At 72.8% G+C, this 25621-nt stretch carries 20 protein-coding genes, 1 tRNA gene, 1 pseudogene and 1 CRISPR repeat array; of the genes and pseudogenes, 3 read left to right on the forward strand and 19 right to left on the reverse strand.

Going from position 1 to position 25621, the window contains the following annotated elements; translation table 11 throughout:
• Positions 1-3073: direct repeats of the CRISPR family, unit length 29 nt; unit sequence GTCCTCCCCACGCACGTGGGGGTGCTCCG.
• 135 nt (positions 3074-3208) lie between these two features.
• The 16 genes from C569_RS0121850 to C569_RS33330 form a co-directional block, all read right to left on the reverse strand.
• Positions 3209-4540, reverse strand: a complete 1332-nt coding sequence (locus tag C569_RS0121850; RefSeq protein WP_026268474.1) for an MFS transporter — start codon at positions 4538-4540, stop codon at positions 3209-3211.
• 82 nt (positions 4541-4622) lie between these two features.
• On the reverse strand, positions 4623-6005 hold the full coding sequence (locus C569_RS0121855) for an APC family permease (RefSeq protein WP_018787889.1): 1383 nt from the start codon (positions 6003-6005) through the stop codon (positions 4623-4625).
• The gene (locus tag C569_RS0121860) at positions 6002-6535 is read right to left on the reverse strand and encodes a MarR family winged helix-turn-helix transcriptional regulator (RefSeq protein WP_018787890.1); all 534 of its coding nucleotides are present in this window, start codon (positions 6533-6535) and stop codon (positions 6002-6004) included. Before C569_RS0121860 ends, C569_RS0121855 begins: the two co-directional genes overlap by 4 nt.
• Positions 6532-6675, reverse strand: coding sequence for a hypothetical protein (locus C569_RS33325; protein WP_018787891.1), 144 nt, complete (start codon positions 6673-6675; stop codon positions 6532-6534). Before C569_RS33325 ends, C569_RS0121860 begins: the two co-directional genes overlap by 4 nt.
• 46 nt (positions 6676-6721) lie before the next feature.
• Entirely contained in the window at positions 6722-7819 is a 1098-nt protein-coding gene (locus C569_RS0121870) for a M23 family metallopeptidase (protein ID WP_018787892.1), read from the reverse strand.
• Positions 7816-8319 (reverse strand): hypothetical protein, encoded by a 504-nt coding sequence (locus C569_RS30765; RefSeq protein ID WP_155945579.1) that lies wholly within the window; start codon positions 8317-8319, stop codon positions 7816-7818. Before C569_RS30765 ends, C569_RS0121870 begins: the two co-directional genes overlap by 4 nt.
• Positions 8316-8528: a hypothetical protein gene (locus C569_RS0121885; protein WP_036346522.1), complete on the reverse strand. Its 213-nt coding sequence runs from the start codon at positions 8526-8528 to the stop codon at positions 8316-8318. Before C569_RS0121885 ends, C569_RS30765 begins: the two co-directional genes overlap by 4 nt.
• An 8-nt stretch (positions 8529-8536) precedes the next feature.
• Positions 8537-8803, reverse strand: coding sequence for a hypothetical protein (locus C569_RS0121890; RefSeq protein ID WP_018787895.1), 267 nt, complete (start codon positions 8801-8803; stop codon positions 8537-8539).
• The gene (locus C569_RS31785; RefSeq protein ID WP_018787896.1) at positions 8800-9396 is read right to left on the reverse strand and encodes a hypothetical protein; all 597 of its coding nucleotides are present in this window, start codon (positions 9394-9396) and stop codon (positions 8800-8802) included. The genes C569_RS0121890 and C569_RS31785 overlap by 4 nt, the downstream gene beginning before the upstream one ends.
• On the reverse strand, positions 9396-11249 hold the full coding sequence (locus tag C569_RS0121900; protein ID WP_231394862.1) for a type IV secretory system conjugative DNA transfer family protein: 1854 nt from the start codon (positions 11247-11249) through the stop codon (positions 9396-9398). The genes C569_RS31785 and C569_RS0121900 overlap by 1 nt, the downstream gene beginning before the upstream one ends.
• Entirely contained in the window at positions 11249-12823 is a 1575-nt protein-coding gene (locus C569_RS0121905) for a hypothetical protein (protein ID WP_081635999.1), read from the reverse strand. Before C569_RS0121905 ends, C569_RS0121900 begins: the two co-directional genes overlap by 1 nt.
• Positions 12820-14316 carry an SCO6880 family protein gene (locus C569_RS0121910; protein WP_018787899.1) on the reverse strand — a complete coding sequence of 499 codons (1497 nt, stop codon included), beginning with the start codon at positions 14314-14316 and terminating at the stop codon, positions 12820-12822. The genes C569_RS0121905 and C569_RS0121910 overlap by 4 nt, the downstream gene beginning before the upstream one ends.
• A gap of 15 nt (positions 14317-14331) precedes the next feature.
• A complete protein-coding gene (locus C569_RS0121915) occupies positions 14332-16401 on the reverse strand; it encodes a hypothetical protein (RefSeq protein WP_018787900.1) in 2070 nt (689 codons plus the stop codon).
• Positions 16402-16405: 4 nt separating this feature from the next.
• Positions 16406-16954 carry a hypothetical protein gene (locus C569_RS0121920; RefSeq protein WP_155945580.1) on the reverse strand — a complete coding sequence of 183 codons (549 nt, stop codon included), beginning with the start codon at positions 16952-16954 and terminating at the stop codon, positions 16406-16408.
• A gap of 179 nt (positions 16955-17133) precedes the next feature.
• Positions 17134-17499, reverse strand: coding sequence for a hypothetical protein (locus C569_RS0121925; protein WP_231394863.1), 366 nt, complete (start codon positions 17497-17499; stop codon positions 17134-17136).
• A gap of 33 nt (positions 17500-17532) precedes the next feature.
• Positions 17533-18570: a hypothetical protein gene (locus C569_RS33330; RefSeq protein ID WP_155945581.1), complete on the reverse strand. Its 1038-nt coding sequence runs from the start codon at positions 18568-18570 to the stop codon at positions 17533-17535.
• Between the two features lie 342 nt (positions 18571-18912).
• On the opposite strand from C569_RS33330, the gene C569_RS33335 reads away from it, so the two are divergent.
• Positions 18913-19350 (forward strand): hypothetical protein, encoded by a 438-nt coding sequence (locus C569_RS33335; protein ID WP_155945582.1) that lies wholly within the window; start codon positions 18913-18915, stop codon positions 19348-19350.
• Between the two features lie 1020 nt (positions 19351-20370).
• On the opposite strand, the gene C569_RS0121935 is transcribed toward C569_RS33335, so the two are convergent.
• The 3 genes from C569_RS0121935 to C569_RS0121945 form a co-directional block, all read right to left on the reverse strand.
• Positions 20371-21390 carry a site-specific integrase gene (locus tag C569_RS0121935; RefSeq protein WP_026268476.1) on the reverse strand — a complete coding sequence of 340 codons (1020 nt, stop codon included), beginning with the start codon at positions 21388-21390 and terminating at the stop codon, positions 20371-20373.
• Complete coding sequence (locus C569_RS0121940; protein WP_036346527.1) at positions 21387-21707, reverse strand: hypothetical protein; 321 nt, start codon at positions 21705-21707, stop codon at positions 21387-21389. Before C569_RS0121940 ends, C569_RS0121935 begins: the two co-directional genes overlap by 4 nt.
• Before the next feature lie 286 nt (positions 21708-21993).
• Positions 21994-22077 (reverse strand) — tRNA-Leu (locus C569_RS0121945).
• Positions 22078-22277: 200 nt separating this feature from the next.
• Here C569_RS0121945 and C569_RS35105 point away from each other — a divergent pair.
• Positions 22278-22451, forward strand: a pseudogene (locus C569_RS35105) (hypothetical protein); the annotation flags it as partial.
• Between the two features lie 1662 nt (positions 22452-24113).
• The gene (locus tag C569_RS34485) at positions 24114-25418 is read left to right on the forward strand and encodes a hypothetical protein (protein WP_018787907.1); all 1305 of its coding nucleotides are present in this window, start codon (positions 24114-24116) and stop codon (positions 25416-25418) included.
• The last annotated feature ends 203 nt before the right edge of the window (positions 25419-25621 follow it).

Genomic DNA, 25621 nt, shown 5'->3' on the forward strand with positions numbered 1-25621 from the left:
GTCCTCCCCACGCACGTGGGGGTGCTCCGTCAACATGCAGTACGTGCGGCGCATCGAATGCGTCCTCCCCACGCACGTGGGGGTGCTCCGGCCCGCGAGATCATCGGCGTGCGGCAGCAGGTGTCCTCCCCACGCACGTGGGGGTGCTCCGTCCATGCGTTCCTCCTGGTGGTGGGCGGTTGGGTCCTCCCCACGCACGTGGGGGTGCTCCGGAGTACCGGGCGTACACCGACTGCGGGGTGATGTCCTCCCCACGCACGTGGGGGTGCTCCGTCGTCGGTGACGAGCTGGTGCCGGCCGGCGTAGTCCTCCCCACGCACGTGGGGGTGCTCCGTAGAGGACGGCCTGCGGCACGTCCGGATCCGGGTCCTCCCCACGCACGTGGGGGTGCTCCGCTGCTCATCGGGTACCCCCGACCAGGGCGAAGGTCCTCCCCACGCACGTGGGGGTGCTCCGCGGCTGCCTGACCGGCCGTTCCTGGAGCCGGCGTCCTCCCCACGCACGTGGGGGTGCTCCGGGGTTCGCGTCGCTGTTCGTGGCGTTCATGCCGTCCTACCCACGCACGTGGGGGTGCTCCGATGCACTTACCGTCGACGCGTTGGAGGTTGTTGTCCTCCCCACGCACGCGGGGGTGCTCCGGAACCCACGCTCGCGCGTACCGTCGTCGACCAGTCCTCCCCACGCACGTGGGGGTGCTCCGGTCCGCTGGTCGATGTCGGTGCCGATGCGCTGGTCCTCCCCACGCACGTGGGGGTGCTCCGCGGTGGAGGTCGGCGGCGACGGCTCCTCCGTGGTCCTCCCCACGCACGTGGGGGTGCTCCGGCGGGCCGGCTCCGTAAGACGCGGATGGTGGAGTCCTCCCCACGCACCTGGGGGTGCTCCGGTGAGTAGGTCATGAGTGACGTGCCCGGTCGGGTCCTCCCCACGCACGTGGGGGTGCTCCGTAGCAGCACCGGCCTTGCGCCGCTGTCTCAATGTCCTCCCCACGCACGTGGGGGTGCTCCGCTGCTCGGCACCGCTCCCGGTCAGGGCTCGCTGTCCTCCCCACGCACGTGGGGGTGCTCCGGCGGCACGTCCACCATTCAGATCCTGAAGGGCGTCCTCCCCACGCACGTGGGGGTGCTCCGCGTTCGCGGTAGGTGGGTGACTGCGCCTGCTCGTCCTCCCCACGCACGTGGGGGTGCTCCGTCGGCGCCGGTGCGCCGGTGCTCGACCCTGACGTCCTCCCCACGCACGTGGGGGTGCTCCGGCCCGCGCCGCGTTCATCGACCGATTCGAGCGGTCCTCCCCACGCACGTGGGGGTGCTCCGCGCCGCTGCCGAGGGCGAGGAGCCTCCCCGGTGTCCTCCCCACGCACGTGGGGGTGCTCCGGGCCAGCCGGACGTGGACGGCGTCGCCTACTTGTCCTCCCCACGCACGTGGGGGTGCTCCGAACCCTGCGCGCGGGTCGGCGGGGACCATCTCGTCCTCCCCACGCACGTGGGGGTGCTCCGCGAGAGCTGGCCGGCTGACAGCCGCCCTACGCGTCCTCCCCACGCACGTGGGGGTGCTCCGCAGTGGGTCGACAGCGACGTGTCCCGGGATGCGTCCTCCCCACGCACGTGGGGGTGCTCCGAAGCCGCAGACCAGCGCGCCGGAGCGCGACGGGTCCTCCCCACGCACGTGGGGGTGCTCCGGCGGGTGCCTGATCATGGCCGACTACGCGCCGGTCCTCCCCACGCACGTGGGGGTGCTCCGGGGCGACGGTGGCTGACACCGTGCACGTCCTCGTCCTCCCCACGCACGTGGGGGTGCTCCGTCGGCGGCGGTGCGGCGGTGCTCGACCCGGACGTCCTCCCCACGCACGTGGGGGTGCTCCGGTGCGCAAGACGGCGTCCTGACCCTCGTCGCCGTCCTCCCCACGCACGTGGGGGTGCTCCGGGCTCGCGGACCACTGTGGCCGGGACGGTGACGTCCTCCCCACGCACGTGGGGGTGCTCCGCAGTCAGTGCCGGCCGACGGCGTGTACCGGGCGTCCTCCCCACGCACGTGGGGGTGCTCCGACACCTGCCGCCGCTGCCCCGTCACCACGGCCGTCCTCCCCACGCACGTGGGGGTCCTCCGCAGGCCGGCGCCATCGAGTCCGTTCTCGCCGCGTCCTCCCCACGCACGTGGGGGTGCTCCGGAAACAGGTGCCACTCATGTCCGCACCCACCAGTCCTCCCCACGCACGTGGGGGTGCTCCGTGCGCGAGGTGGTTCACCCCGAAGTGCATCTCGTCCTCCCCACGCACGTGGGGGTGCTCCGGTGTCCCGCTGGCTCACCCACGGCCCCCGCTCGTCCTCCCCACGCACGTGGGGGTGCTCCGGCGGCACGTCCACCATTCAGATCCTGAAGGGCGTCCTCCCCACGCACGTGGGGGTGCTCCGCCGGGCACGAAGCGCAAACCCCGGCAGGCCCCGTCCTCCCCACGCACGTGGGGGTGCTCCGCGGTCAGCAGTCGCGGGTCCGCCAGCGGCGGTGTCCTCCCCACGCACGTGGGGGTGCTCCGAACGGTAGCGACCTGCAAGCGGGCGCTGTGGCGTCCTCCCCACGCACGTGGGGGTGCTCCGGCCCGGGTCGTGCCCACGCACCCGCTGATCTGGTCCTCCCCACGCACGTGGGGGTGCTCCGCGGCTGGGGGCAGCGATGACGCTGGAGGTGGTGTCCTCCCCACGCACGTGGGGGTGCTCCGCCGCCCGCGGAGCGGTCCCTCGATGAGTTCCCGTCCTCCCCACGCACGTGGGGGTGCTCCGCGTACGCGGAGGAGATAGAAGCCGACCTGGTCGTCCTCCCCACGCACGTGGGGGGTGCTCCGGTGCGCTGTAGTTGCCCAGTTCGTAGGGGCCGTCCTCCCCACGCACGTGGGGGTGCTCCGCGGGTGACGTGGTAGGCGAGGGTGTAGCCGGCGTCCTCCCCACGCACGTGGGGGTGCTCCGGTGGGTGACTGAGCATGGCGACCATGGCTCTCGTCCTCCCCACGCACGCGGGGTGCTCTGAACGTCTGCCAACCTCTGTCGTACATCCCCCTCCCCACGCACGTGGGCGTGCTCTGGAGCCCGCCCAGCCGTCGCAGAGGCTGACGTGCCCTCCCTCCCCACGCACGCATACACGGTCCGAGTTCACTGACGTTCAATCCGTGTTCTCCCCACGCACCTGGAGGCGCGCCGTCCACGATGTGTCATCGGGCCTATCCCGTGCGATTCATCCATCGACAGTGCAGCGAGGCTGCTCCAGCTGAAGCGATCGCCGGCAGCACTGCTACGGCGGCGAGTGCGGCGGGCAGTCCCCATGGCTGCCACAGCGCCGAACACACGGATGCGCCGACTGCGCCTCCGGTGAAAGAGATGAGGTTCAGCAGGCCGAGCGCGCCGCCTCGTTGCCGGGGGTCGACACGAGCGGTGATGGCGGCTGTCAGGGTGGTCTGCGCGATGGCGAACGCGGCAAACGCGGCCGTCGTCGCGCAGATCAGTGCTACCGGGCGGCGGTCCCATGCGGCGAGTAGCAGGCTGGCGCTGAACAGCGCTGTCACGCCAGTCAGTACCCTTCGGCGCGCGGTGTCGCTCGCGGCACGGCCGACGAGGCGGGCCGTCGCTGCTGCCACGATCGCGCTAGGCATCAGCAGCAGCCCGATGCCCTCAGCGGAGTAGCCGAGGCGGGTGAGGATCTGCGGGACGGCGTAGACGCAGGCGAACAGGCCACCGTAGACGCCGGCGCCCGCCAGGCCGGCGAGGAGGAACCGTCGCCGGCTGATCACTGTAGGGACGAAGCCGTCGGGGTGGCGTCGGCGGTGACGATCCGCCAGGACGGCGAGCGCGCAGGTGCCCGCGACGAGACCGGCGACGGCCGGCGGCGGGAGGTGCAGGGTGGTGGATTGAATCGTCAGGAGCAGTCCTGCTGCGGTGGTGGCCAGCAGGGCTCCGCCGGTCCAGTCGACCCGTGCCGGCGCCCTCTGGCGGGGTTGGGTGAGCGGCCAGCACAGCGGTAGGGCGGTCAGTGAGAGCGCGGGCAGGACGAGCGCGGTTCTCCAGGATGTGGTGACGGCCAGGGCTCCGGCCAGCGGTGCGGTGGCCGAGAACAGTGCCATCGCGGCGCCGAGGTGGGCCAGCACCGCCGGTCGTTGCGGTGGCGGGCGGCCGGCGGCGAGGGTGAGGGCGGTCGCGGTCATCGCCCCCGATCCCGCGGCGAGCAGTGCGCGGCCCGCGACGGCCACGGCGAGGATGGTCGCGAAGGTGCAGAGGACCGTCCCTGCCGCGAGCAGCGCCGCCCCGACGCTGAGGGTGTGTCGTGGTCCCCAGATGTCGGTGGCGCGTCCGGCGACGGCGGCGCCGATGCCGAGGCACAGGGCGTGGATGGTCAGGATCCACACGGCTGCGGCCGGCGTGGTGTGCAGGCGGTCGGCGGCGACGGGTACAGCGACGGCTGCGGCGCTGACGCCGTAGATCGCTGGCCCGTAGAGGGCGCCGAGGCGCCATCCCACGCTGGCCGCCGACGCTTCGGTGGGTACGACTGTGGTTGTCACCAGATGGCTCCTTTGCCGGTCACCGGACAGGAGGTGACGACGGTCGCCGGTCATGCATCTGCCCGGCGACCGCCGCCGAGGGTCACCGCTGGCTGGCGGGACGGCTTCGGGTGGACGCAGACATCCGGGCACCCGGATTCACCAGGTCGTGAGACCGGCGGGGTTGGACATCCACCTCCGCGATACGCCGTGGCGTCGATCCCACGGCGGGCCTCGTCACCGGCGGTGCTGGCGGGGCCGGGTGGTGGCGCCGCCAGGTCAGGGCCGCGACGGCGACCGCCGCCGGCAGCAGCACCAGGCGGCCACCGCAGGCGGCGACCCCGCCGACGGCAGCCGCACCGACGGCCGCGCCGCCTCGGATCAGCGGCGAGTCGAGCAGCCGTACGGCGGAAGCGAGCCCCAGCAGGGTGACCGATGCCACGAGGACCGAGAACGCGCGCATCAGCAGGTCCACGTCCACGACGGTCGGTGCGGCCGTCGCCGCGACGGCGACTGCTGCCGCGGCGCCTGTTTGGACGGCGAGGCTGCGCCGCGGTGCCCCGCCGCGGGTGGCGGCGAACCAGGCCGGGAAGGCGCCGTCGCGGCCCAAGGCCGCGCCGGCGCGTGCCGCGGCGGCGATGAACGTGAAGCAGGCGCCGAAGGTCAGCAGCAGCGCGCACAGCGCAGCCGCCACCGAAGCCCCGACGCCGGCATGCGGGCCGAGCAGCCGCAGCAGCGGCACGTCGCTCCGGCCGGCGGACGCGCCGAGCACGCCGACGGTGCAGATCGCCAGGCCGGCGTAGAGCACCGCGATGATGCCCAGGCTGGCGGCGGCCACGACCGGCAACTGGCGGCGCGGGTGCGTGAACTCACCCGCCAGGTGCGCGGCGGCTTCCCATCCGCAGATCGCGACGAAGAGCACCGCCGCGGCGCTCGTCACGCCGGACAGGCCCTGCGGGGCGAACGGCGTGAACCGGGTCGCCTGGATGTGCGGCACCGCCACGACGATCACCGTAACCAGCAGCGCGCAGAGACCACCGGTGAGCGCCAGCTGCACCCGGCCGGACAGATGCAGGCCGACGAGGTTCATCGCGTAGGCCGCCGCGAGCACGCCGGTCGCGATCCCCGCCGCCGCGCCCGCTCCGGCGCCCAGCGCGGCGGCGGCGTATCGGGCGCCGGCCAGCGCGCCGGCGACCATGCCCATCGGCACCGCCGTGTAGAACCACCAGCCGACCACGGTCGCGGCCGTGGGCCCGAACGCCCGCCGGGTGAAGGTGGCCACCCCGCCGGAATCGGGATAACGGATGCCGAGGGCGGCGAACGCCGCCGCGATCGGCACCGACACGGCCAGCATGACCGCCCAGGCCAGCAGCGACGCCGGCCCGGCGGCGTGCACGGCGAGCGCGGGCAGCACCAGCACGCCGGGCCCGAGCACCGCCCCGACGTACAGGGCGGTGCCGCGCGCCACACCGATGTGCCCGGTCACCGGGCCGCGCCCGGCTCGCCGGTGCTGTGGTCCCGCTGTGAGCGGGCGGCCACGGTCCGCAGAACCCGGGCCAGGCTGTCGCCGGAGGGCATGCCCGGCTCGCCGAATAGCCGCGCCTGTTCGGCCTCGACCCGGCCTTGGACGTGGCGGGCCAGGTCCATGCCGGCCTGGGTCGGGCGCAGGACCACCCGCCGCCGGTCGCCCTCCTGCAGCTGCCGGCGTACCAGGCCCCGGTCGACGAGCGACACGAGAGCGTTGGTCAGGGTGGCCTTGGCGATGCCCACCTCGACGGCGGCCGTGCGGGTGTCGACCGCCCGGCGGGCGCACACCAGGACGAGCACGTCGTAGGTGGTCCAGGTCAACCCTTCGTCGCGCAGCACGTCGCGTTCGATCTGGGCGCGCAGCGTGTTGGCGGTGCGGACCAGCTGCGCCAGCGGCCCCGGCCGCGGCGCCGGCATCCGCGCGGCGTTGACCGGCGGCCGGTAGACCCCGGCGACGTGTCGTGGCCGGCGGTCCGTGGCGGCGCTCACGGCGTCCACCTGCGCCGGGCCGGGCGCCGGTTGGGTTTGCGGTTGCGGCGCTGGCCGATCTGCCCGCCGCGGTCGGCCGGCGGCGGCGGTTGCGGCGCCGGCCGGCGCGGACGCTCGGTGTCCTCGTCCTCGTCGTACATGGTGTCTCCCCCGTGCTCTGGCTGATGACTTACGTGCAGGCTCTGGTCAACGCCTCACCTCCTCCTGTTCGCCGAGTGCCGCGCCGCGTTGCCGCATGAACGGGACCGGATCGACCGAGTTGGAGTTGTCCAGGTCGCACCGGGAGGCGGAGCAGACCCGCTGGTGGGTTTGGAAGTGCAGGTGCGGGCCGGATGAGTGGCCGCTGGTGCCGACCAGGCCGATCCGCTGGCCGGCCTGCACGGTGTCGCCCTTGCTGACATCCGGCCGGCGGATCAGGTGGCAGTAGCGGGTGCCGTACCCGCCCGGGTGCACCAGGTCGACGTACCAGCCGCATCCCTTGGTGGTGGGGCTGCCGTCGATGTCGCAGTTGCCGGTGCTCGGGTCGCAGCCCGCCCACACCACCTCACCGGCGCTGGCGGCGTGGATGACGGTGTTGCGGGGCACGCTCAGGTCGACACCGGCGTGCAGCCTGCCTGCGCGGGGTCCGTAGCCGCTGCCCACCTCGGCGCGCAGCGGCACCGTCCACCCCGACGCGGCCACCGTCACCGGCCCGCCCGGACACGTGGCGAGGCTCGCCCCGGGCAGGTCGGCAATCGTGTCGACGCCGGCGACCGCGGCGACGACCTGCTCGGCGTCGTGCTCGTACTGACCGTAGCGGTCGGGGAACGCCGATACCTGCACCCGCTGCGCGGCCACGGTCAACGGCAGACGCTCCCAGCCGTCAATGCGCAGCAGCTTGTCGTAGAACTTGCCGCTGGCGTAGACGGGGTCGAGGATCTGCGCGGGCGTGCCCCAGCCCTGGCTGGGGCGCTGCTGGAACAGCCCGAGGGAGTCGCGGTCACCGCCGCGCAGGTTCCGCAGGCTCGACTCCACCATCGCGGTGGCCACCGCGATGACCCACCCGCGGGCCGGCACACCACGCTGACGTCCCACGGCGACGATCTGCGCGGCGTTGCCGACCTGTTCGGCGTTCCACCGCCCCACCGCCCCCACCTCGTTCGTGGGTGCGGGCGGCGACGGGCCGGTGGCGGTGCACGCCGCTGCCGGTGCGTCGTCGGTGAGCACCACCGTCACCGGCAGCCCGCACAGCAACAGCAGCGCGGCGATGACCGCCGCACCGAGCCCGATCCGTCCACGGTTCACCGCGCCGCGGCCTTTTGGGCGACGCCGAGCGTGGCGACCAGCCACCGGGGGCCGCTGCGCAAACAGACCGCCCGCAGCACCCCGGCGTCGGTGCTGACATCGACGTCGACCCGCTGCGCCGTGGCCGTCACGACCCGGTGCGCGCCGGCAAGACGGGTGGCAGGGACGTTGGCCGGGTCGACCGTGGCGAGCAGGTCCGCGTAGGCGGGAACGGCGTAGGGGCGCACGCCCGCCCACCAGGTTGCGGCGGGCAGGTCCGGGCGGGCCCAGGCGCGTACGAACCGCAGCGCGGTGGTCATCGCCGCCGGGTCGGCTGTGCCTGCCGTGGCCGGCAGGACGCCGTCAGGGTCGGCGGGCAGCGTCCCGGCCGGCAGTGCAGGTTCGGCTGCGGTGCCGGTGGTGGCTGCGCTGCCGGTCGGAGCGGGCTGAGGTGCGGCGCAGGCGGTGAGCAGCAGGGTGGCCACCCCCGCGATGGCCGCCCTGACCGGTCGTGGTGTCACGGTTTCTCCTCGGGCAGGACCGGCTCGGTGGGCGCGGCGAGGGCGGTGTTGAGGTGCTGGCCCAGCAGCCGCAGCTGGTGGTGGATCTCCACGAGGTGCGGGCGCGTGTGCGGATGCCGGGCCGCGCCCTCGACCAGGGCGTGGATGTCGTGGCGTAGTTGCTCCAGGCCGGAGTTGACGCGGGCCAGCGGAGCCTCCGCGCTGCGCATGGTGGCGCTCATTCGTCGACGTCGCGGGTGTAGTTCCCGTCGAGGCGCCCGTCGCTGGCGAGGTCCAGCTCCGTCTCCCGCCGGGTCATTTCGTCGAGTTCGGTCCATCGCTGCCTGTCCTCCTCCTGCTGCTGGTCGTCGCGCCAGTCGTGGCGCCTGTCGTGGATCTCGGCGATGTAGTCCTGGAGCGTGTCGACGCCTGTGCGCAGCCCGACCAGCGCGGCTTCGAAGCGTTGCCAGTCCCAGACGCTGGTGACCTCGGCTGGGTGCGTCATGTCGTCCCCTCTTCCGGTTGCGGCGCTGCGCGCTGGCGGGCGTCGATGTCGTCGGTGACGGCCCGCGCGGCGTCGTCGGGCCACGGCTGTGACCAGACGGTGTCGCCGCTGCGGGGTGTGTGGTGCCCGTGCCGGCAGCGGGTGGTGTCCCATGCCTGCCACCGGTGCCGGGCGCGGTGCAGCGCCTCGTGCCAGCGCAGCGGCGCGTCCGGGTCGGCTGTGCCGGAGTAGGCGTGGTGCCAGGACACGCTCAGCGCGGTCAGCTCCTCCACCAGGGCGGGGTGCGCCGGCCAGCACGCCCCGAGGTCCTGGGCCAGGCCGTAGCGGTCCACGAGCCACCGCGTCCACACGGCCAGCCATGCCCACAGCCGGCGTGCGGCGTCGGCATCCAGGTCGCGCCAGCAGTAACCCGCCGGCGCCCACCCGCCGGGCGCGTCGAGGGCGTCGACGCGTTCGGTGAGGGCCACGTGTGCCTCGGCGAGCTGCTCCACGCTGCCGCGCAGCGTGTCGATCAGTTCGGCGAGTTCCGCGAGGGCCCGCTGTTCCTCCGATGCCTGCTGCGGCACCTCGAACTGGAACGCGCGTGGTGTCATCAGGAACGCCGCCCTTCGAGGCGCGCGGTGAACGCGGCCTGCGCGGCGCGGAACCGGTCGGCGTCCGGGCGTTCCCACCACGCCGGCTGGACCACCTCGACCGGGGGCATGTTCCCGAGCAGCACCAGGGCGTGCCCGGCGGGCAGGGTGCGCAGCTCGGCGAGGTCGAGCAGGTTCTCCCGGCGGCTGTTCTCCTGCACGCTGGCGCGCCCGCCGCCCCAGGACGCCGCCGACGTCACCTCCTGCACCTGCCCGAGCAGCGACTGCGCGTCCTTGAGCGCGGACACGTCCTGCATGCCGCCCATCACGAATCGGGCGTTCACGCCGTCGCGCAGCGCCTGGCCGCCGTCGCGTCCCCACCGCTGCTGCAACTGGTGGGTGTTCTGACAGGCGATCGACAGGGCGATACCGGAGCCGCCGCCCTCGGACACCAGCTCGGGCAGCGACGGCAGCGGCGCGATGTTGGTGATCTCGTCCCCGACCAGATACAGGCACGGCTCGACCCGGCCGCCCACGGCGGTCAAAGCGCGTTGCAGGGTGCGGTAGATGATGTCTTCGGTGATCGCGGCGAACAGCGGCGCGACCAGCGACTGCCCGCTACGGGTGCCGACCAGGTAGAGGGTGCCGCAGGCGTCCAGCCACGGCTCCGGCCGGAACTGCTGCCCGCGCGGCGGGGAACAGGCGTGCAGGATCCGCGGGTTGCTGAACGCGTCCAGCGCGCCGAAGACGACGGACTGGATGGCGTCGCGGCTGCGGCCGGTGGACTCGCGGTGAAACGCCAGCCGGTCGGCCCACACCGTCTGCTGGTGGTGGCGCAGGATCCGCTCCGCGCGCGGGTCGGCGGGGTTGGCCGCCCAGCTGGCCACGTCGGTCAGAGTGGTGTTCTCATCCAGGGCGGCGGCGTGCAGCAGGCCCCGGATGATGGACGCGGCCTGGTCCTGGAAGTATTGACCGTTCTCGACGTCGGCTTTGAGGCCGGCGCCGGCGGCGAACCCCTTCGCCCGCAGCGCCGCGATGTCCGGGTCTTCGGCGCCCTCGATCGGGGACCACCGCAGCCGCGGAACCCCGGGCAGCTGACCTTGCGGTTCGAAGATCCACGTCGGGCCGATCTGCGCGCGCAGGTCGTAGGTGACGGCGGCGACGTCGAGGCGGGTGGAGGTGGTGATGACCGCGCCGCGGGCGTCCGCCACGCGGGGTATCACATAGCGGCTGGTCTTGCCCGCGAAGCGGGCCGCTCCGGCGAGCAGTTCGGTGTACTCGTTGGCCAGGTACAGCGGCTCCCCGGTCAGCGCGTGGTCGCCGAGGCGCCTCGCGACCTCCAGCGGGTCGGCGCGGCGCCGGGTCTTGGCCTGCACGACCTCGGGCCGGTCGGTCACCTGGATCGTCAGGGCGGGGCGCAGCACGTCGACGCGGCGCAGCACCGCCGCCGCCGTGACAACCTGTTCAAGGTCCGTGCGTCGGGCGAACCCGTGCCGCTGCACTCGCCGCCGCGCGAACCGGACCCCCGACACCGTAAGGCCCACGACGGCGCCGCTGAACAGCCCGAGCCACAGCACGTACAGCAGGCCGGTCGGCGGCAGGTCCGCGCGGGCGGCAGCCGGCCACGCCGCCGCCGGGTCGCCGCGGTGCAGGATCATCCGTACTGCGATGCCGGGCGCGTCCGCCGGTGTGCTGTCCGGCCAGGCCGCGTGCGTGAGCAACCCGCCGAGTTGCCCGGCCAGCCACAGCGCCGCCGTGCCCAGCAGCACGAGCGCTGCGGCGATGCCCAGCAGCGCCAGCCGGGCCAGGATGTCCGCCCGGGGCATGCCGCGCGTGGGCAGCCGATGTCCGGGGGACATGAGGGAGCCGGCCATCACGGCACCTGCCCCACCGCGGCGGACTCCCGCGCCGCGTACTCCGCCTCGGTCAGCCCCCGGCCCTGCCGGTCCGGGTCGACGCGCATGCGGCTGTCCGTGTCGACCATGGCCTGCTCCATCGTGGAGAGCTGGTGCTTGACGACGTAGGACCGCAGGCCGACCTTCCACAGCCCGACGCCGCGGCGCAGGTGCAGCAGCAGGTTGGTCTCCGTGTCGGTGGTGCCGAGGAATTCGCGGGCGGCGTCCAGCGAGCCGGCGGCCTGGCGGTAGGACACCCGCACGCCGGTGTCCTCGATCAGGCCGCGGGCGATACGGACCTGCTCGGAGTCGGCGCTGCCGCTGGCCGCGAGGTCCGAGAAGCGGTGGAACGCCAGGATGTTCTCCGTGCCCAGCGCGCGGGCGAGTTTCAACTGCTCGCGCATCCGCCGCACCAGGCCGAGGTGGCGGGTGATCAACGCGAACTCGTCATACAGGCACACCCTCGGTGGGGCGTCGGGGCGGGTCAGTTCCGCTTCCAGCCAGGACTGGGCGCAGGTCATCGCCATCGCCGTCATCTGATCCGACGTGCGCACCGACCGCAGGTCGAGGATCGCCCCGGGCTGGTCGAAGTCCACCGTCAACGACGAAGCCGCCGGGGCGTCGAAGATCCCGCCGAGGGCGCCGGTGATCAGCCGCTCCAGCGCCAGGCGGACGCGCCGGCTGTCGGCGGCGAACTGGTCGACCTGATAGTGCACCCCGGCCAGGCGGTGCGCCCACGCCTGCGGATCACCCATCGCGGCGAGCACCAGCGACAAGGTCGGGGTGCCCAGCCGCCCGGCGCTGGTGCCGTCATCGGCCCGGGTCACCGCGTCGAGCGCGTACTCGGTCAACGAGCGTTCCGCCTCGGTCAGCGGGCCGCCGAGCTGGATCTCCAGCAGCCCTTCCAGCAGCAGCAGCCGACGGGCCCGCTGGATCTGCAGCCACTGCTCCTCCCCCTGCCCCGGCTGGCGGCGGATCCCGGCGAGGGGGTTCATCACCACGCCCGCACCAGGACCGATGCGCACCGGCCGGATCCCGGCGGCCTGGGCGAGGGCGTCGTACTCGCCTTTGACGTCGACGATGTAGAAGCGGGTGCCGAACGGGATCCCCCGGAACGCGATCGTCTTGAGCAGCGACGACTTCGCCGAGCCGATCTCCCCGGTGACCACCATGTTCGGAGCGCTGAGCACGCCGGCGCGGTACAACTCCCGCATCGAGAACACGAACCCGGCGCGGGAGTACACCTCCTGCCCGATCAGCGGCCCGTCCACCCCCAGGCCGGGATCGGCGACGAACGGGTACACGCTGCACAGCTGCGCGCTGGTGGTGACCAGCGGCGGCAGCCGCAGCCGCCAGAACACCCGCCCGGCGGCCCGCCCCAGGGCACCGCGCCCGTCGACTGGTGGGGGGCCCAGCAGCCGCTGCGTTGCTCGGCGCAGAGCGCGCTGCTCGCGCGCCAAGTCGGCTTGCGCCGCCGCCAGATCCCGCCGTTCCGCCGCCTGCGCGATGCGCTGTGCCAGAGATCCTTCCCGCCGCAGCCGTGCCCGACTCACGCCAACCACCCCCGCATCGGCTTGAGTCCCCGTGCCAGGGGCAGCGCACCGGCTACGAAGCCCTGGTCCTGCTCGCCGTAGAGCACCACCGCCTGGCAGCCGGCACGGCCCAAGGCGCGTTTGATCGCCCGGACGTCGTGGCGCAGCTGCTCTTCGCTGCCGGCGGTGACGGTGACGATGATCGCGTAGCGGTAGCGCACGTGCCCGACCGCCTGCTCCCGGTCGACCTGCTCCACCGACCGGGCCTCCTCGTCCTCCCGGGCGGTGCGCACCAGCCGCATCTTGCGTTTGGTGATCTCGTCCCCGGCGCGGGCGACCTTGTCCCGCCGCGTCGCCAACTGCGCGAGCTGCGCGGGCACCGGCTCCGCGACGACCGTCACGGCACGCCGACCGGCGGTGCGGGTGAACAGGGCGGTCATCCACGTCATCGCCACCGGCTGGCGCGGCATCTCGTACACCCACAAGGTCTGGGAGAACCCGGAGTCGTGGCGATACGACGACCAGCCGACGTTCTCCGCGGCGATCGGCCCGGCCATGCGCGGCGCCACTCCGCCCGCGCCGGTGGTGCGCATGTCCACGTGTGGCTGGTCTGCGGGGTCGAACTGGGTCCGCAGCACCGCCGCATACTCCCGCGGCGTCAGCCAGCCCACCGTGTCGACGCCGGCCTCCCCGACCGCGGCCCGCACGCCGCCGAGCTTGTCCAGCACGACGGTGGCGATGGCCGCGTCGGTGCCGCCCGCGTCGGCGATCTCCGCCGACAGCTTCTTCGCGTCGAACACGACGCTCAGGTACACCTCGTGGCGCTGCGTCGACGGCGCCGCCCCGGCGGTCAACTCCGCCAGGGACCGGTACGCAGGCGTGTCGGTGTCGACCGCCGCCTGCACCAGGTAGCGCTGCGCCCGGTTCCCGGCGTCCGGCACCGCGCGAGCCGTCAGCGCCCACCGGACCAGACCGGCGTCGGCGTACTCGGTGCCCAGCAGGTTCAACACGTCCGCCCACGCCGACACGCGCTGCTGCTGCACCGCCGTGTCGGCCAGGACCAGGTTGCTGCCCGCGCACAGCAGCGCCGCGGTGACGGTGTCCTCCCGGCGGTGGTGCAACAGGCCCACCTCCGTCAGCCCGTCAGCGGCCACCGCCGGCAGCCACCGGTACCCGGCAGCCGGACCCGGCAGGTGCAGATGCGCGCTGCCCGGGCTGGCGGCGAACACACCACCGCGGAAGCGGTCCTGCCGGGCGGCACGCTGCGCCAGCGCACCGGCGACGATGGGCGCCCACTCGGTGACCCGGCGGCCCCGCACCCGCAGCAGACCCACCGTGAGCAGCAGCACCGCCGCCAGCAACATGCCGCCGGCACCCCCGGGCCGGCCGGCGGCGAGAAGATTCGCGGCGACGACCAGGCAGATCACGCCGGCCACGGCCATGCCGATCTGCCCCGCCGAGAAACCCATGATCGAGCCGCGTGTGGACCGCGGCGGGAACTGGAACTGAGTCACCTGCTTCCTCCTCACCTAGACCGGAACGATGGGCAGCTCGGCGGCACCACCCGCAGCAGCACCACCCGCGCCACCGCCACCGGCGCCCGCGCCACCGCCTCCGGGGCCGATGCCTCCGGGGCCGGGGCCGCCCTGCGGGGATTGGCCGGAGCCGGACGGCTCGGTCGACGGGCTGTGCCCGCTCGCATCGGGGGGCAGCGTCGGGCCGGCTTCCGGAGGCGCACCGCTGGAGGTGGCGGTGCCGGCGCCGCTCGCCGCCGGCGCGGGCTCTGCCCCCCGCGGACTGCCGGACGCCGACGGGTCCGCGCCGGTGGCCTGCTCGCCGATGGCGTGCGGCGCGACCGGCAGCGCCGGCTGCCCGGTCGCGTCGCCGGGCGCGGTGAGCCGCCCCATGGCCACATCGCCCTGCGCGGTACGGGAGTCCCGCTCGACGCCCTCGGCCTCGTCGGCGTTCTCCCCACCGTCCGGGCCAGCGCCCGGCTCACCGGCCGGCTGCCCCACCTGCGCGGCGTCCCCGCCCACGTGCAGCGCCTCCACAGCCTCCGGTATCGCGCCGGCACGCACGCCGGCCGGGCCGTCACCGCTGGTGGGGTTCGTCGGGATGGCATCGGAGTTGCCCTGCATCAACGACGCCGCGTCCCCGCCACCCCCGCCGCCGCCGCCAAGCGGGTCTGCCAGGCGTCGCGCGGCGGCGTCCATCCCCACCGCGCCGGCCGCCGAGACCAAGAACCCGCGCGCGTCGACGTCGGCCAGGTAGCCGTCCCACATGCTCGTCAACCGCAGCAGAATCCACGGCGCCAGCACCATCAGGATGATGACGAACATGCCGCGCAGCACGTTGATCACGTTGTCGCTCTCGTAGGAGCTGCGCGTGCCGTAGATCCACAGCGCGGCGATGAAGAACTTGCTGCTGGCCAGCGCGTTGCAGGTCCAGAACCACTTGCGTCCCCACGAACGGGTCTCGGCCATCACCTGACCGGTCATCGCCATCGCCCCGAACAGCGCCGCGCCGGCCGCGAGCAGGGACCGGAACAGCAGCATCACGAACACCAGCACCAGGCCGATCACGCTGATCACCGCGACGACGAACGCCAGCAGGATCGTGCCGGTGTCCGCGGTCAGCGCGTTCAGCGCATCCACCCACATGCTCGGCTGCCAGTCGCGCTGCTGATTGCGGGCGATCAACGCCACGGTCGCCTCGTCCCAGGCGGCCATGAGGATGTAGGCGATGCCACCGGCGAACGCGATCCCGAACATGGCCCGCACCAGCCCACCCAGGCTCGACAGCGGGCCCGGGCCGTTAAGGCGCAATCCGCTGATGGCCGTAGAGATGAGGAAGAACAGCAGCACCACGACAATCAGGACGCCGGAGATGTCGTTGTAGACGCCGTAGAACGGCTCGTCCGGCACTGCGGAGGACTGCTCGAACACCACCTCGGCCAGCTTGCTCAACATCCAGCCAAAGCCCGCCACCGCGATGTCCGCCAAGCCCTCGAACCCCGACCGGGCCGCGTTCTTGACCTGCTCGCCGACCCGGCAGCCCACATCGAGAACGTCACAGCCCGCCGGCTGCTTGAGGGACGACATCGACAGCAGCGACGCCCGCACCGCCTCGCATCGGTGCTGCTTCGCCGTCCACCGATCCGCGTTGCCCACGTCGTCGGCGGCGCGGTCGGCGAACCGCTCGCACCGCACCGGCGCGGCACCACCCGCCGGCAGCAGCTCGTCGAGAACCGACCGGGTGCCATCCGGTGGCGGTGACTGCACCGTGAGCGACACCGCGTCGCAGCGTTCCTGCTCCACCGCCCCACCGGCCGTACCGCAGTCGGTGACCCACCCGTCACCGGCCTTCCAACGGGCCCACGGCAGGCACCAGTTCACCTGCGGCGCCGACAGCTCCCCACCGGGCTGCGACGGCTGCCCGGCAGACGGCGGCGCTAGGCACGCCCCGGCTGCCGACGCGGACGGCGCCGGTGTCGGGGTCGGGGCTGCTGCGGCCGGACCGGGCGACGCCAGCACGCCCGTCAGCGCCAGCACGCCGACAGCCACGCCGATCCCGCGCCGGCAGGTGGTGATCCAGGACATGGGATCAGACCGTTCCCGGCGCCCACGACCGCGCGCTGAGCACCTCCAGCAACGGCTGGGTGTCGCGCGGGCCACCGTCACGGCGGGCGCCGCGCTGATCCGGCGGCGGCACCGGCACCGGCCGCTGCACCGCCACCACCCACCACCGGTGCTGGAGCCAGCGCACCGTCACCGACTGCACGTACCAGCCACCCGCCAGGCCCGCCTCCGGGCCCCCCACGACGCCGTCGGTCATCGCCCCGGTCAGCGCACACGCCAGCAGCCGCGCCGTGACCTCACCGCCCGGCGGCACCGGCACGTCGACATCCGTGTCAGCAACCCACACCCGGGCGGTCAGGGTCTGCGAGATCCCCGCGCTGCCAGCAGACGGCGACCCGGCGCCCATCATCTCGGCCACCGCCGGACCCGAACCGTCCACCGCGACCGCGTCGATCAACGCCTGCCGCTCGACGTCCGAGCGGCCCGTCGCGGCGGCCACCACCGCAACGTACGCCGCCGCCGCGTCACCGGCCCCGCGCGGCGTGCCGGCGAAGCCGACCGGCACTCCCCTCACAAGACGGTCGCTAAAGCGCTCCGCGCCACGCTCGGGAGCGCTTCGCCCGGGCGCGCTCGCACGTCCCGCGACGAAGACCGCCGCTGCGACCGCTACGCAGACAACCAGCGCAACTCCCACTGACACGCCGCGGCTACCATCGGTTGGCTTGTACCGTGTTCCCCGCACGCGGGCACCTCCTAAATGTTGTTCAGCAGGAAGCCGATGATCGTGGTGGCCGAACCCACGACGATCGCGACGAGCCCCGCCTTCCACATCATCGACTTGCCTCGATCACTGATGATGTGCGCGCCGAAGATCGGCCCGATCCCGAACGCGATCGCGCCCGCCGCGAGGCCCGCCACCGCGGAGATCACCCCGAGGAACAACGCCGCGTTGGCGAGCTTGTAAAACAGGTCCGCACGCGGGACGGCCCCCGGGTCAGGGCTGATCCGATCGAAGTCGAACCCCCCGCCCGACGGCGACGGCGACGGATCCGGCGCCAGCACCGCCACCACCGCAGGCGCCCGCGCCGTCAACACGGCAGCTACCCAGTGCACGATCACAACCAGTTCCTCCCCCGTGTGAAGTCGCCGCCGTCAAACGGCAGAAGCCCCCTCGTGCGGGTCGAGGTCAGCCGGGCAGCGATCCACAACCGCTGCGGCGACCTCGGTCAACGCCGTTCGCGTCGCCTTACTCAGCGACCGCGGATCCAGCGGGTCAGGGCGCGCAAGAGCCGGGTCGAACGGCACCCGGACCAGATGCGTCGCCGCCTTGTGCGCCAGACGCTCGACCGCGCGAACCTCCCGCGCCGTCGAGTGAGTAGTCGTCATGACCACCACCACCGCGGACTGCGCCACCTGGTCCAAACCCGCCGCCGTGAGATGCGCCAGCAGCCGCATCGTGTGCTGCAGAGCATCGACAGTCGCGCGACTCACCAGCACCGGCACCGTCGCCCAGCCCAACGCCCGCCACGTCGGCGTGTTATCCGCCGCAGGAAGATCCAGCAACGCCATCGCATACACCGATCGCAGATGACCGATCACCCCAAACATCTCCGCCCAGGTGGGCGGACGACGCTGCGCCGTCATCTTGCTCTCACCGACCAGCACCCGCAGGCCAGTCGGCCCCCGCTGCATCAACTCCTCAGCGACCAGCGGGTCAGCCAACCTCGTCTCCGCGACGCCCGCGTCCCACGCCGACGCCGCACTACCGCGGACCACCCGGTGACCCAGCCCGCCCCACGCCCGGCCCGTCGCATCCACCGCGACGACCGGAGCGGGACTCGCCAGCGCCAGGACACCCCCGAGCGCCGCCGTCAAGGTCGACCGCCCGACACCGCCGTCCGCCGACGACACACTCACCAAAGGACAGCCCGGCCGCAGCGACGACGCGCGCAACCACAGCGCCTCGACCCGGCCGCCGCCGCCGAACTCCCGAGGAATCTGCCGCGGCCCCCGCGCCGCTCCGGAAGCCCACCAGGGCTCGGAACCGCGCCGCGCCGGCCGGTCGGCGTCGGCTGGCGCAGCGAGCGTCGCCCGCTGCGCCAGCCTTCCTCCCTCGCCGACGTCCGGCGCTTCCGAAGAAGTCCCGGCAGCGGCGAGACGGCCTGCTGGGTCAGTCGATGGATCCGACACGTCCGCCTCCCCGAAGGCTTGCCGTACAGCACTAGCCCAGCGACGACGAGAAAGCCCTCGCCGCGGGCCGGTCCCCCGTTACCGTCACGACCTGGACGTCGACCACACGGGCAGGCCACCCGGAACCACGTCACCCCCGAGGGCGTCACGGTTCCTCAACGAAGCGGATCGGACGGCCCGCACCCCTCCAGCGCGGGCCGACCGATGCGCTACCCTCAACCCACCAAGTTGGCTCACGGCCTACTTGGTGTGGATCAGGCACTGAGAGTTAAGCACAAGCCGGATGGAACTTCCACACAAAGTTGGGATAGAGCCAACTCTGGTCGCACGCTGGGGGGCGTCATGGCGGCACCGAACGAAGACCCACCAGGCGGCACGGGCGCAGCACTCATCAGAGAACGACTTCGATACCTCTACGCCCACCACCACCCCAAAGGCCGGGGCCCGTACACCGACACGGAAGTAGCCGAGGCACTCAAAGCCCGAGGTCACCGCACCTCTGCGGAGACCCTGCGGCGACTGCGCACAGGCGAACACAACAACCCGACAGCCGCGACCCTCACAGCCCTGGCGGAATTCTTCGGTACCTCCCCAGCCTTCTTCCTCGACTCATCACAAAGCAGCGCCGAGGTGCAGGTCTTGGCACGGTCCATCGAGAAGCTGTCCCCCGGAGCACGCGAAGGCATTGCCGCGATCGTCGAGAGCACGCTGAAGATGGAGCAAGCGGCGCGCGCTGCAGTTGACCCGCCAAAGAGGAAGCACGGACAGGCAACCGACTAACTACCTCTCCCCAGCTACGCAACCACAAACGGCCTGCCCCGACCGACCGGCCCAGGATCGGCGACAGGCTGCGCGGGTTCGCCCCGACCCAAAGCGGCGGTCAAGCGCGGCCACGCCTGCGTACAACCGCCCTCCCGCCACCAGCCGGCCGCATCCCCCACCGATACAGCCAGCCTTGGCCGCATCGCCGTCGGAGCCGAAACCACAGCTCACCGCTGTCGCCGAACGCCCAAGCCAGCTCGACGAGCAGATCCGCGTCTGGCCAAGAACAGGAAAGCACCACTACGGTCACGAGCCTCAGACACCAAGCCGGGTCAGCGTCACCGGCCGCCCCACGCGACGACGGAAAGGACGGATCGCATGGTAGACCGATGGGCCATCGAACGCGCAATTCGAGACGCCGACTGCGACCTCAGCCCTTCCGGACGCCACCTCATCCTCACGCTCCTGACCTGGACAGACACCTCCACCGCAGCGATCCCGCCGCAGTTCTCACCAAGCCTGACAGACCTAGAAAGAGCCACCGGAATGGCCCGCTCCACAATCACCGTCTGGCTGAACCAGCTGGAGGAGTTGGGCTGGGTTACACGATTCAGGCCAAAGGTGAACGACGCCCGTCGCAAAAAAACAAGAACAGCCTACCGCCTTCGAATTCCCCCACAGACAGCACCTGGTTCGACCACCGAACTAGAGCTAGTACGACAGCCGAACAAATCTAGTCCGACCACCGGACCGGAATCAAACACCAAACACCGCCCAACCCCTCGCCCCTCACCGAACACCATCCAGAACCACCCCTACATCCAAGGAGCCAATGGCTACTGCTCATTCCCTAACTGCGGCAGATCCGCGCCACTCCACTGACAAAAGCCAGCCAGGCAGAAGCCACTACGTGGCGGTGGAGTCGCGCCAGCAATCATAGACGAGCCATCTGCAGTCGAGGCCCTATGTGGAAGCTCTGCGACTGCGCCGCAGCGCAATGGGGCCTAGCCCTGAGATGCGGCCAGGCCCCACCAACATCTAGTTCAGAGGGTGCGGCTCGTTGGTAAGCGCCGACAGCGCGCCAGCAATCTCTTGCAGCGTTGCCTTCACGTAGGTCGCCGTGGTACCGACGTCGCCGCCATTCTCCGAGTGACCGGCGTAGGCCCGCGCTATGGCGTAGCCAAAGTTCCGCTCCACCCAGGTCAACGTCGTATGACGCAACCAGTGCGTGCTGATCTGTTGCACGTAAACCCAGGGCAGGTGCTCACCGATCCGTACCCACAGATAGTCGTACCGCCGGCGCGTGATGGGCTGACCATTCCGGTAGCGCAGCAACTGACCCGTCTCCGTCGCGCCCCGCTCCTCAGCATGCCGCTGCAGATACCGCATCAGCGTCGGGGAAACCGGCTGCCACCGCATCGTGTCCGCCTTCTCCCGAAGCAAGACCAGACATTGGTCCGGATCCAAATCGGCCGGACGAAGCGCCAAGGCCCCACCGCGCCGGCATGCCGTCTCGGTGTGTAGCCGCAAGAGCAGGCTGTCGAGCGCCGGATCGTCACCTGTGCTGGCCGCAACCTCGTTGATCTCAGCCAGCCGCGTATCCGCTACCGCCCGCCGCGTGCTCGGCAAGCGCCGCGGCTTCGCCACCTTTAATGCGGGGTTGTCCGCAGCAGCGATAAACCCATCGGCGACCGCTTTCTTATAGAGACACCGCAAGGCGGCAATAAGGTGCTCCGCCGCACTCCGGCCTCCGCGGGCATTCCGCCGAGACACAACATGCGTCTTGACGTACTCGGCCAGTTGCTCGATCTCCGATGGCGTGGGTTCGTCGAGCCTTCGCTGCCCCCAGAGCTGCAGCACACGCTTCCAGTAGGAGCCGTAGGCGCGCCGCGTGCCTGCCGTGACCGCAGCCGCCACGACGGGGACGTACTCGGCGAAGGTCGGGGCCGGAGGCCGAGGCACGGCAGCTTCCAAGAGATCAGCAGGTGATATACCCATCCGGGCAAGAAGCAGTCGAGCCGCGTCCAGCTCAACAGGGTTTGCCGCGTTATCACTCATGGCTGTCCCCCGAACGCCGCGTCATGAGCCTGACTGATCATCACGTCAAGCTTCGCCGGCGGGTGAACCACCAATCGTCTGCAGGCCGGCTCAGCCACGATAAGAACCCGGTCGCCGGCGGCAAGGCCACACCATTGACGGACCACCGCCGGCAATCGGAGGTGGCCTTCTTTCGTCACCTTGAAGATGCCCTGCTCGTCGGCTGATACGACGATCAGCCCGCGGTGCTCCCTGATGTTCAACCGCAGCCCGGGAGCCCAGTCGAGCACCTTCATCGTGACCCGGTCGGCAATCCGACCACGCGAATTGAGCGTCACGAGGCCGTAAAAGTCTGCACGGGGTCGAGCTACGGCAAGTGTCGGAAGGGGTGGTGGAGGCCGCCTCATGGCCGACGCAGAAGAAGCGGGCGCGCCACGCGGGCCGGTCGCCTGACCGGACATAACAACGGCAGGGATTACGGACGAGCTTTGGCGCATCGTCGTAGTGCTCGCCTGACGCCCATCACTGAGAGTAGCGGCAGGCGAGGCATGGGAGGGACTTGGTGGGTGGTCAAGCATGCTCGACCACCCACGACGTTCGCGTGCCACGCATGAAACATGCTCGTGTCCGAGGGGGGACTTGAACCCCCACGCCCTATACGGGCACTAGCACCTCAAGCTAGCGCGTCTGCCATTCCGCCACCCGGACCTGCACGTATCAGCCTACCCGGTCGACCGATGTGAGCTGTTCACCGCACCGGCCGGCCCGGCGGGCCGCACGGGGCATTACTGTACACGGCTCGAAACGATCATGCACATCCGCTCCAGGTCGGGCCGTTTGCGCAGGTCGGCGGCCACAAGGATCGGGTGGGTAGCGCGCAACAGGCGATTCCGGGCAGCATTGCTCACGTGTCCCACCCCTCCCCGTTGATCGCCGCTCAACACCAGGCCCTCGCGCTGCGTTCCGCGGGCGACCTGACGAGCGCCCGCCGCCTGCTCGCCGACGCGATCGTCGCGGCCCGCCCGGCGTACGGCGAGGACCACCAGGACGTCCTGGCCACCGGCCACCTGCTGGCCCGGCTGCACCGCGAGGCCGACGACCCGGCCGCCGCCCGGCGCGTACTCGAAGAGGCCTACGCGGCCGGCGAACGCCGTCGCGGCGAGGCCGACACGCTGATGCTTGCGCTCAGCTTCGACCTCGCCGGTGTGGCCGAGAAACTGGGCAACCGGCACGAGGCCCGCCGCAACTACAGCCGCGTGGCGACCGCCGGGCCCGCCGTGCTCGGTCCGGACCACCCCGCGGTACGCGCAGCCCGCCAGTACCTCGGCGGCTCCGCCGCCGCTCCCGCAGGTCATGGCCCCTCCCCCGGCGGCTCCGCCGCCGCTGCCGGAACGCACCATGCTCCGCCGGTGCCCGGCCACCCGAACCCGGGCCGGCCCGGGCCCTCCCATCCGTCAGCGCCCGGACATGCCGATCCGGCTCCGTCCGGCGGTCCCGGTCCGGTCCGGCCCGGCCAACCCGGTGCCGCCTCCTCCGGGTACCCCGGGCACGCAGTGTCCGAGCCCACCGTCTCGCTGCGGGCGGTCACACCGCCGCACCCCCATGTTCCCGCTCCGCCCCGGCCCGTCGCCCCGGGGACGCCCGCCGCGCATCCGCCGGTACCAGGTTCACAGTGGGCTCCCCGCCCGGGCCCGGTGCCGCACGTCGGGCAGCCACCTCAGCCCTCGCCGGCCCCGCGAATCGTCCCTCCGCTGGCGGCTGCGCCCGCACCGCCGCACCACGCTCCCCCCGCCGGGGCGAACGGACCGGCGAGTCCGTGGGCGCCGCCCTCGCTGCCGTCCGCGGAGGCGACGACCCGCTTCGCGCCGATCGCGGAGGAGGCCACCGCCCGGTTCCCGGTAGCGCCCGTCGAGCCCATCGCACCGGCGACGCCGACGACTGCCGCCCCGCAGGCTCCCGGTGTCCGCCCGGTGCCCCCGGCCCACGGTGTCACCCCGGTCCCGCCGGCTCCGGGCGTGACCGCGGTTCCACCAGCCCGAGGCGCGACGCCGCTCCCGCCGGGAACGTACGGCCGGCCCGCCGCCGCTCCCGGCATGCCTCCGGTCCACTCGCCGCCGGGCACCGCGGGAGGACCGCTACCGGCCCCGCAGACGCCCGGCACGCCGCTGCAGCCGCCGGGCCAGGCGGGTGGAACGCTGCCGCCCGCACAGATGCCCGGGACGGTCGGCGCCTCCCCGTTACCGCCTCCGCCGGTCATCCCACCCCCGCCCGCAGCGCCGGTCGTCGGGACGCCGGCCTCCACCGGAGACACCCCGGCGGCGTCACGGACGCCATCGGCGGGAGCCCTGCCACCACCACCGCCTCCTCCGGCCGTCCTGCCGCCGGCGCCGCGCGTCCCGTTACCGGAGCGCGGGGTCCTGCCGCCACCGCCGGCCGTTCCGGTCGTCCCGCCGGTCCCCGTACCCGGGTCGACCCCGCCCGCACCGCCGTCGGTCGCCGCTGCGGGCTCGACGGCGCCTCCGGCGCCGGATGCCCAGCCGGTGGCGGAATCCGCGGCGGCCGTAGCGGCACCCGTGACGCCCGGGCCGGCGCCGGCCCGGCGGGCGACACCGGCGACCGAGGCCGTTCCCGCTCCCCCGCGCTCCGACACGGGCCGGGCGGCCGATGCCGGGCCGGGCAGGAACAGCGACCCCGCCACTTCGTCCGCCCCCGGTCGACCGGACTGGGACAAGCCGACGATCCAGGTGCAGCAGATCGGCCCTCTGCTGGAGGAGGAGGAGGCGGCGGCGGAGCGCGATGCCGCAGAGGCGGCGGGCGACGCTCCGGCGACGCCCGCAGCGACCGACTCGGCCGGCGAACCACCGGTCGGCGTGCCGCCGGCCGGCGGCGCACCGCTGCCCGCCGCACCCCACATCGGCGCACCGCCCACCAGCGCCGCGCCGGTCAGCGCACCGCCCGTCACCCCCGCACCCACGAGCGCACCGCCGGTCAGCGCGCCGCCCGTCGGGCCGCCCTCGACGGCGCCGATCAGCGGACCGCCCGGACAGCCGGTCAGCGGACCGGCCGGTCACCAGGTCAGCGGGGTTCCGGTGAGTGGCTACCCGCCACCGGTCAGCGGCCCTCCCGGAGGGCCGACCAGCGGTCCACCCGCGCCCGGCTACCCGTCGCTGGCCGGCGGGCCTCCCGGACCGCCGGTCAGCGCGCCGCCCGGACCCGGCCGTCCACCGCCGGTCAGCGGTCCCCCCGGTGGGCCCGTGAGCGGCGTGCCCGCGGCACCGGTCAGCGGCTCCCCCGTACCGCCCTGGGGCATGGTCGCGCCGCCGTGGAGCAGTGCCGCCCCGTCCCAGCCGGTCGACCGGCCCACCGACCCGGAGCCGGACGACGACGAACCGGCGCCCGCCGACGCGGCAGGCGAACCGGAGCGGGACGCGCCGGAGCCGAGCCGGCCGATGACGATCTACGAGGACCTGCTGGACTTTCCCGAGTCCACGCGACCGGAGCCGCCGGCCCGCCCGGAGCAGGGCATCTGGCCGGCGACCCCGCCGATGTTCCACCAACCGCCGCCGGTCCAGCCGCAGGACGCGTACCCGATGGAGCCGGAGCGGCCGGGCCGCAACCGGACGGTGCTGGCCCTGGTGGTCGGGGGTGCGGTGCTCGCGGTGATCGCGGCGGTCGGTGTCGGCGCGGTGGTGCTGAACCGGGAGGCGGCGGCGCCGCCCGCCCCGGTGCCCGCGTCCGGTGCCGCGTCGCCGAAGGTGGCGGGCCCGCCGCCGGGTGATCTGAAGCTGCGTGACGACACCACGACCGTGACGGTGACCTGGACCGACCCGACGAACGGCGGGGTGCCGTTCGTGGTGGCGGGTGGCCGGGTCGGGCAGAAGCTCGGGGTGATGGCGACTGTGGACGCCGGGCAGACCCGTTACACGGTGAACGGCCTGAGTGCGAAGCTGGACTACTGCTTCACGGTGCTGGCGGTCTACTCGACCGATTCGTACGCCACCTCGGGTCAGGTCTGCACGGATCGGGAGGGAGGCGGCACGCCCAACTGAGCGTCCACGGACGACACGCTCGGTGTCCACAGCACGACGGTGCGGGTTTCACCGGCTCCGGGCGGCACCTATGATGGCTCCCGGCTCTGGGGAGGGTCGGCCGCGCTCGGCGTCACTCCCCCACCGACACGGGGAGGCAGCCGGCAGTGACCACCATCGAGGACGTCACGGGCACCGGGCCGGAACAGGCTCGCCCACGGTCG

The sequence above is a fragment of the Micromonospora sp. CNB394 genome, assembly GCF_000374985.1.
In the GTDB taxonomy this organism is placed as follows: domain Bacteria; phylum Actinomycetota; class Actinomycetes; order Mycobacteriales; family Micromonosporaceae; genus Micromonospora; species Micromonospora marina.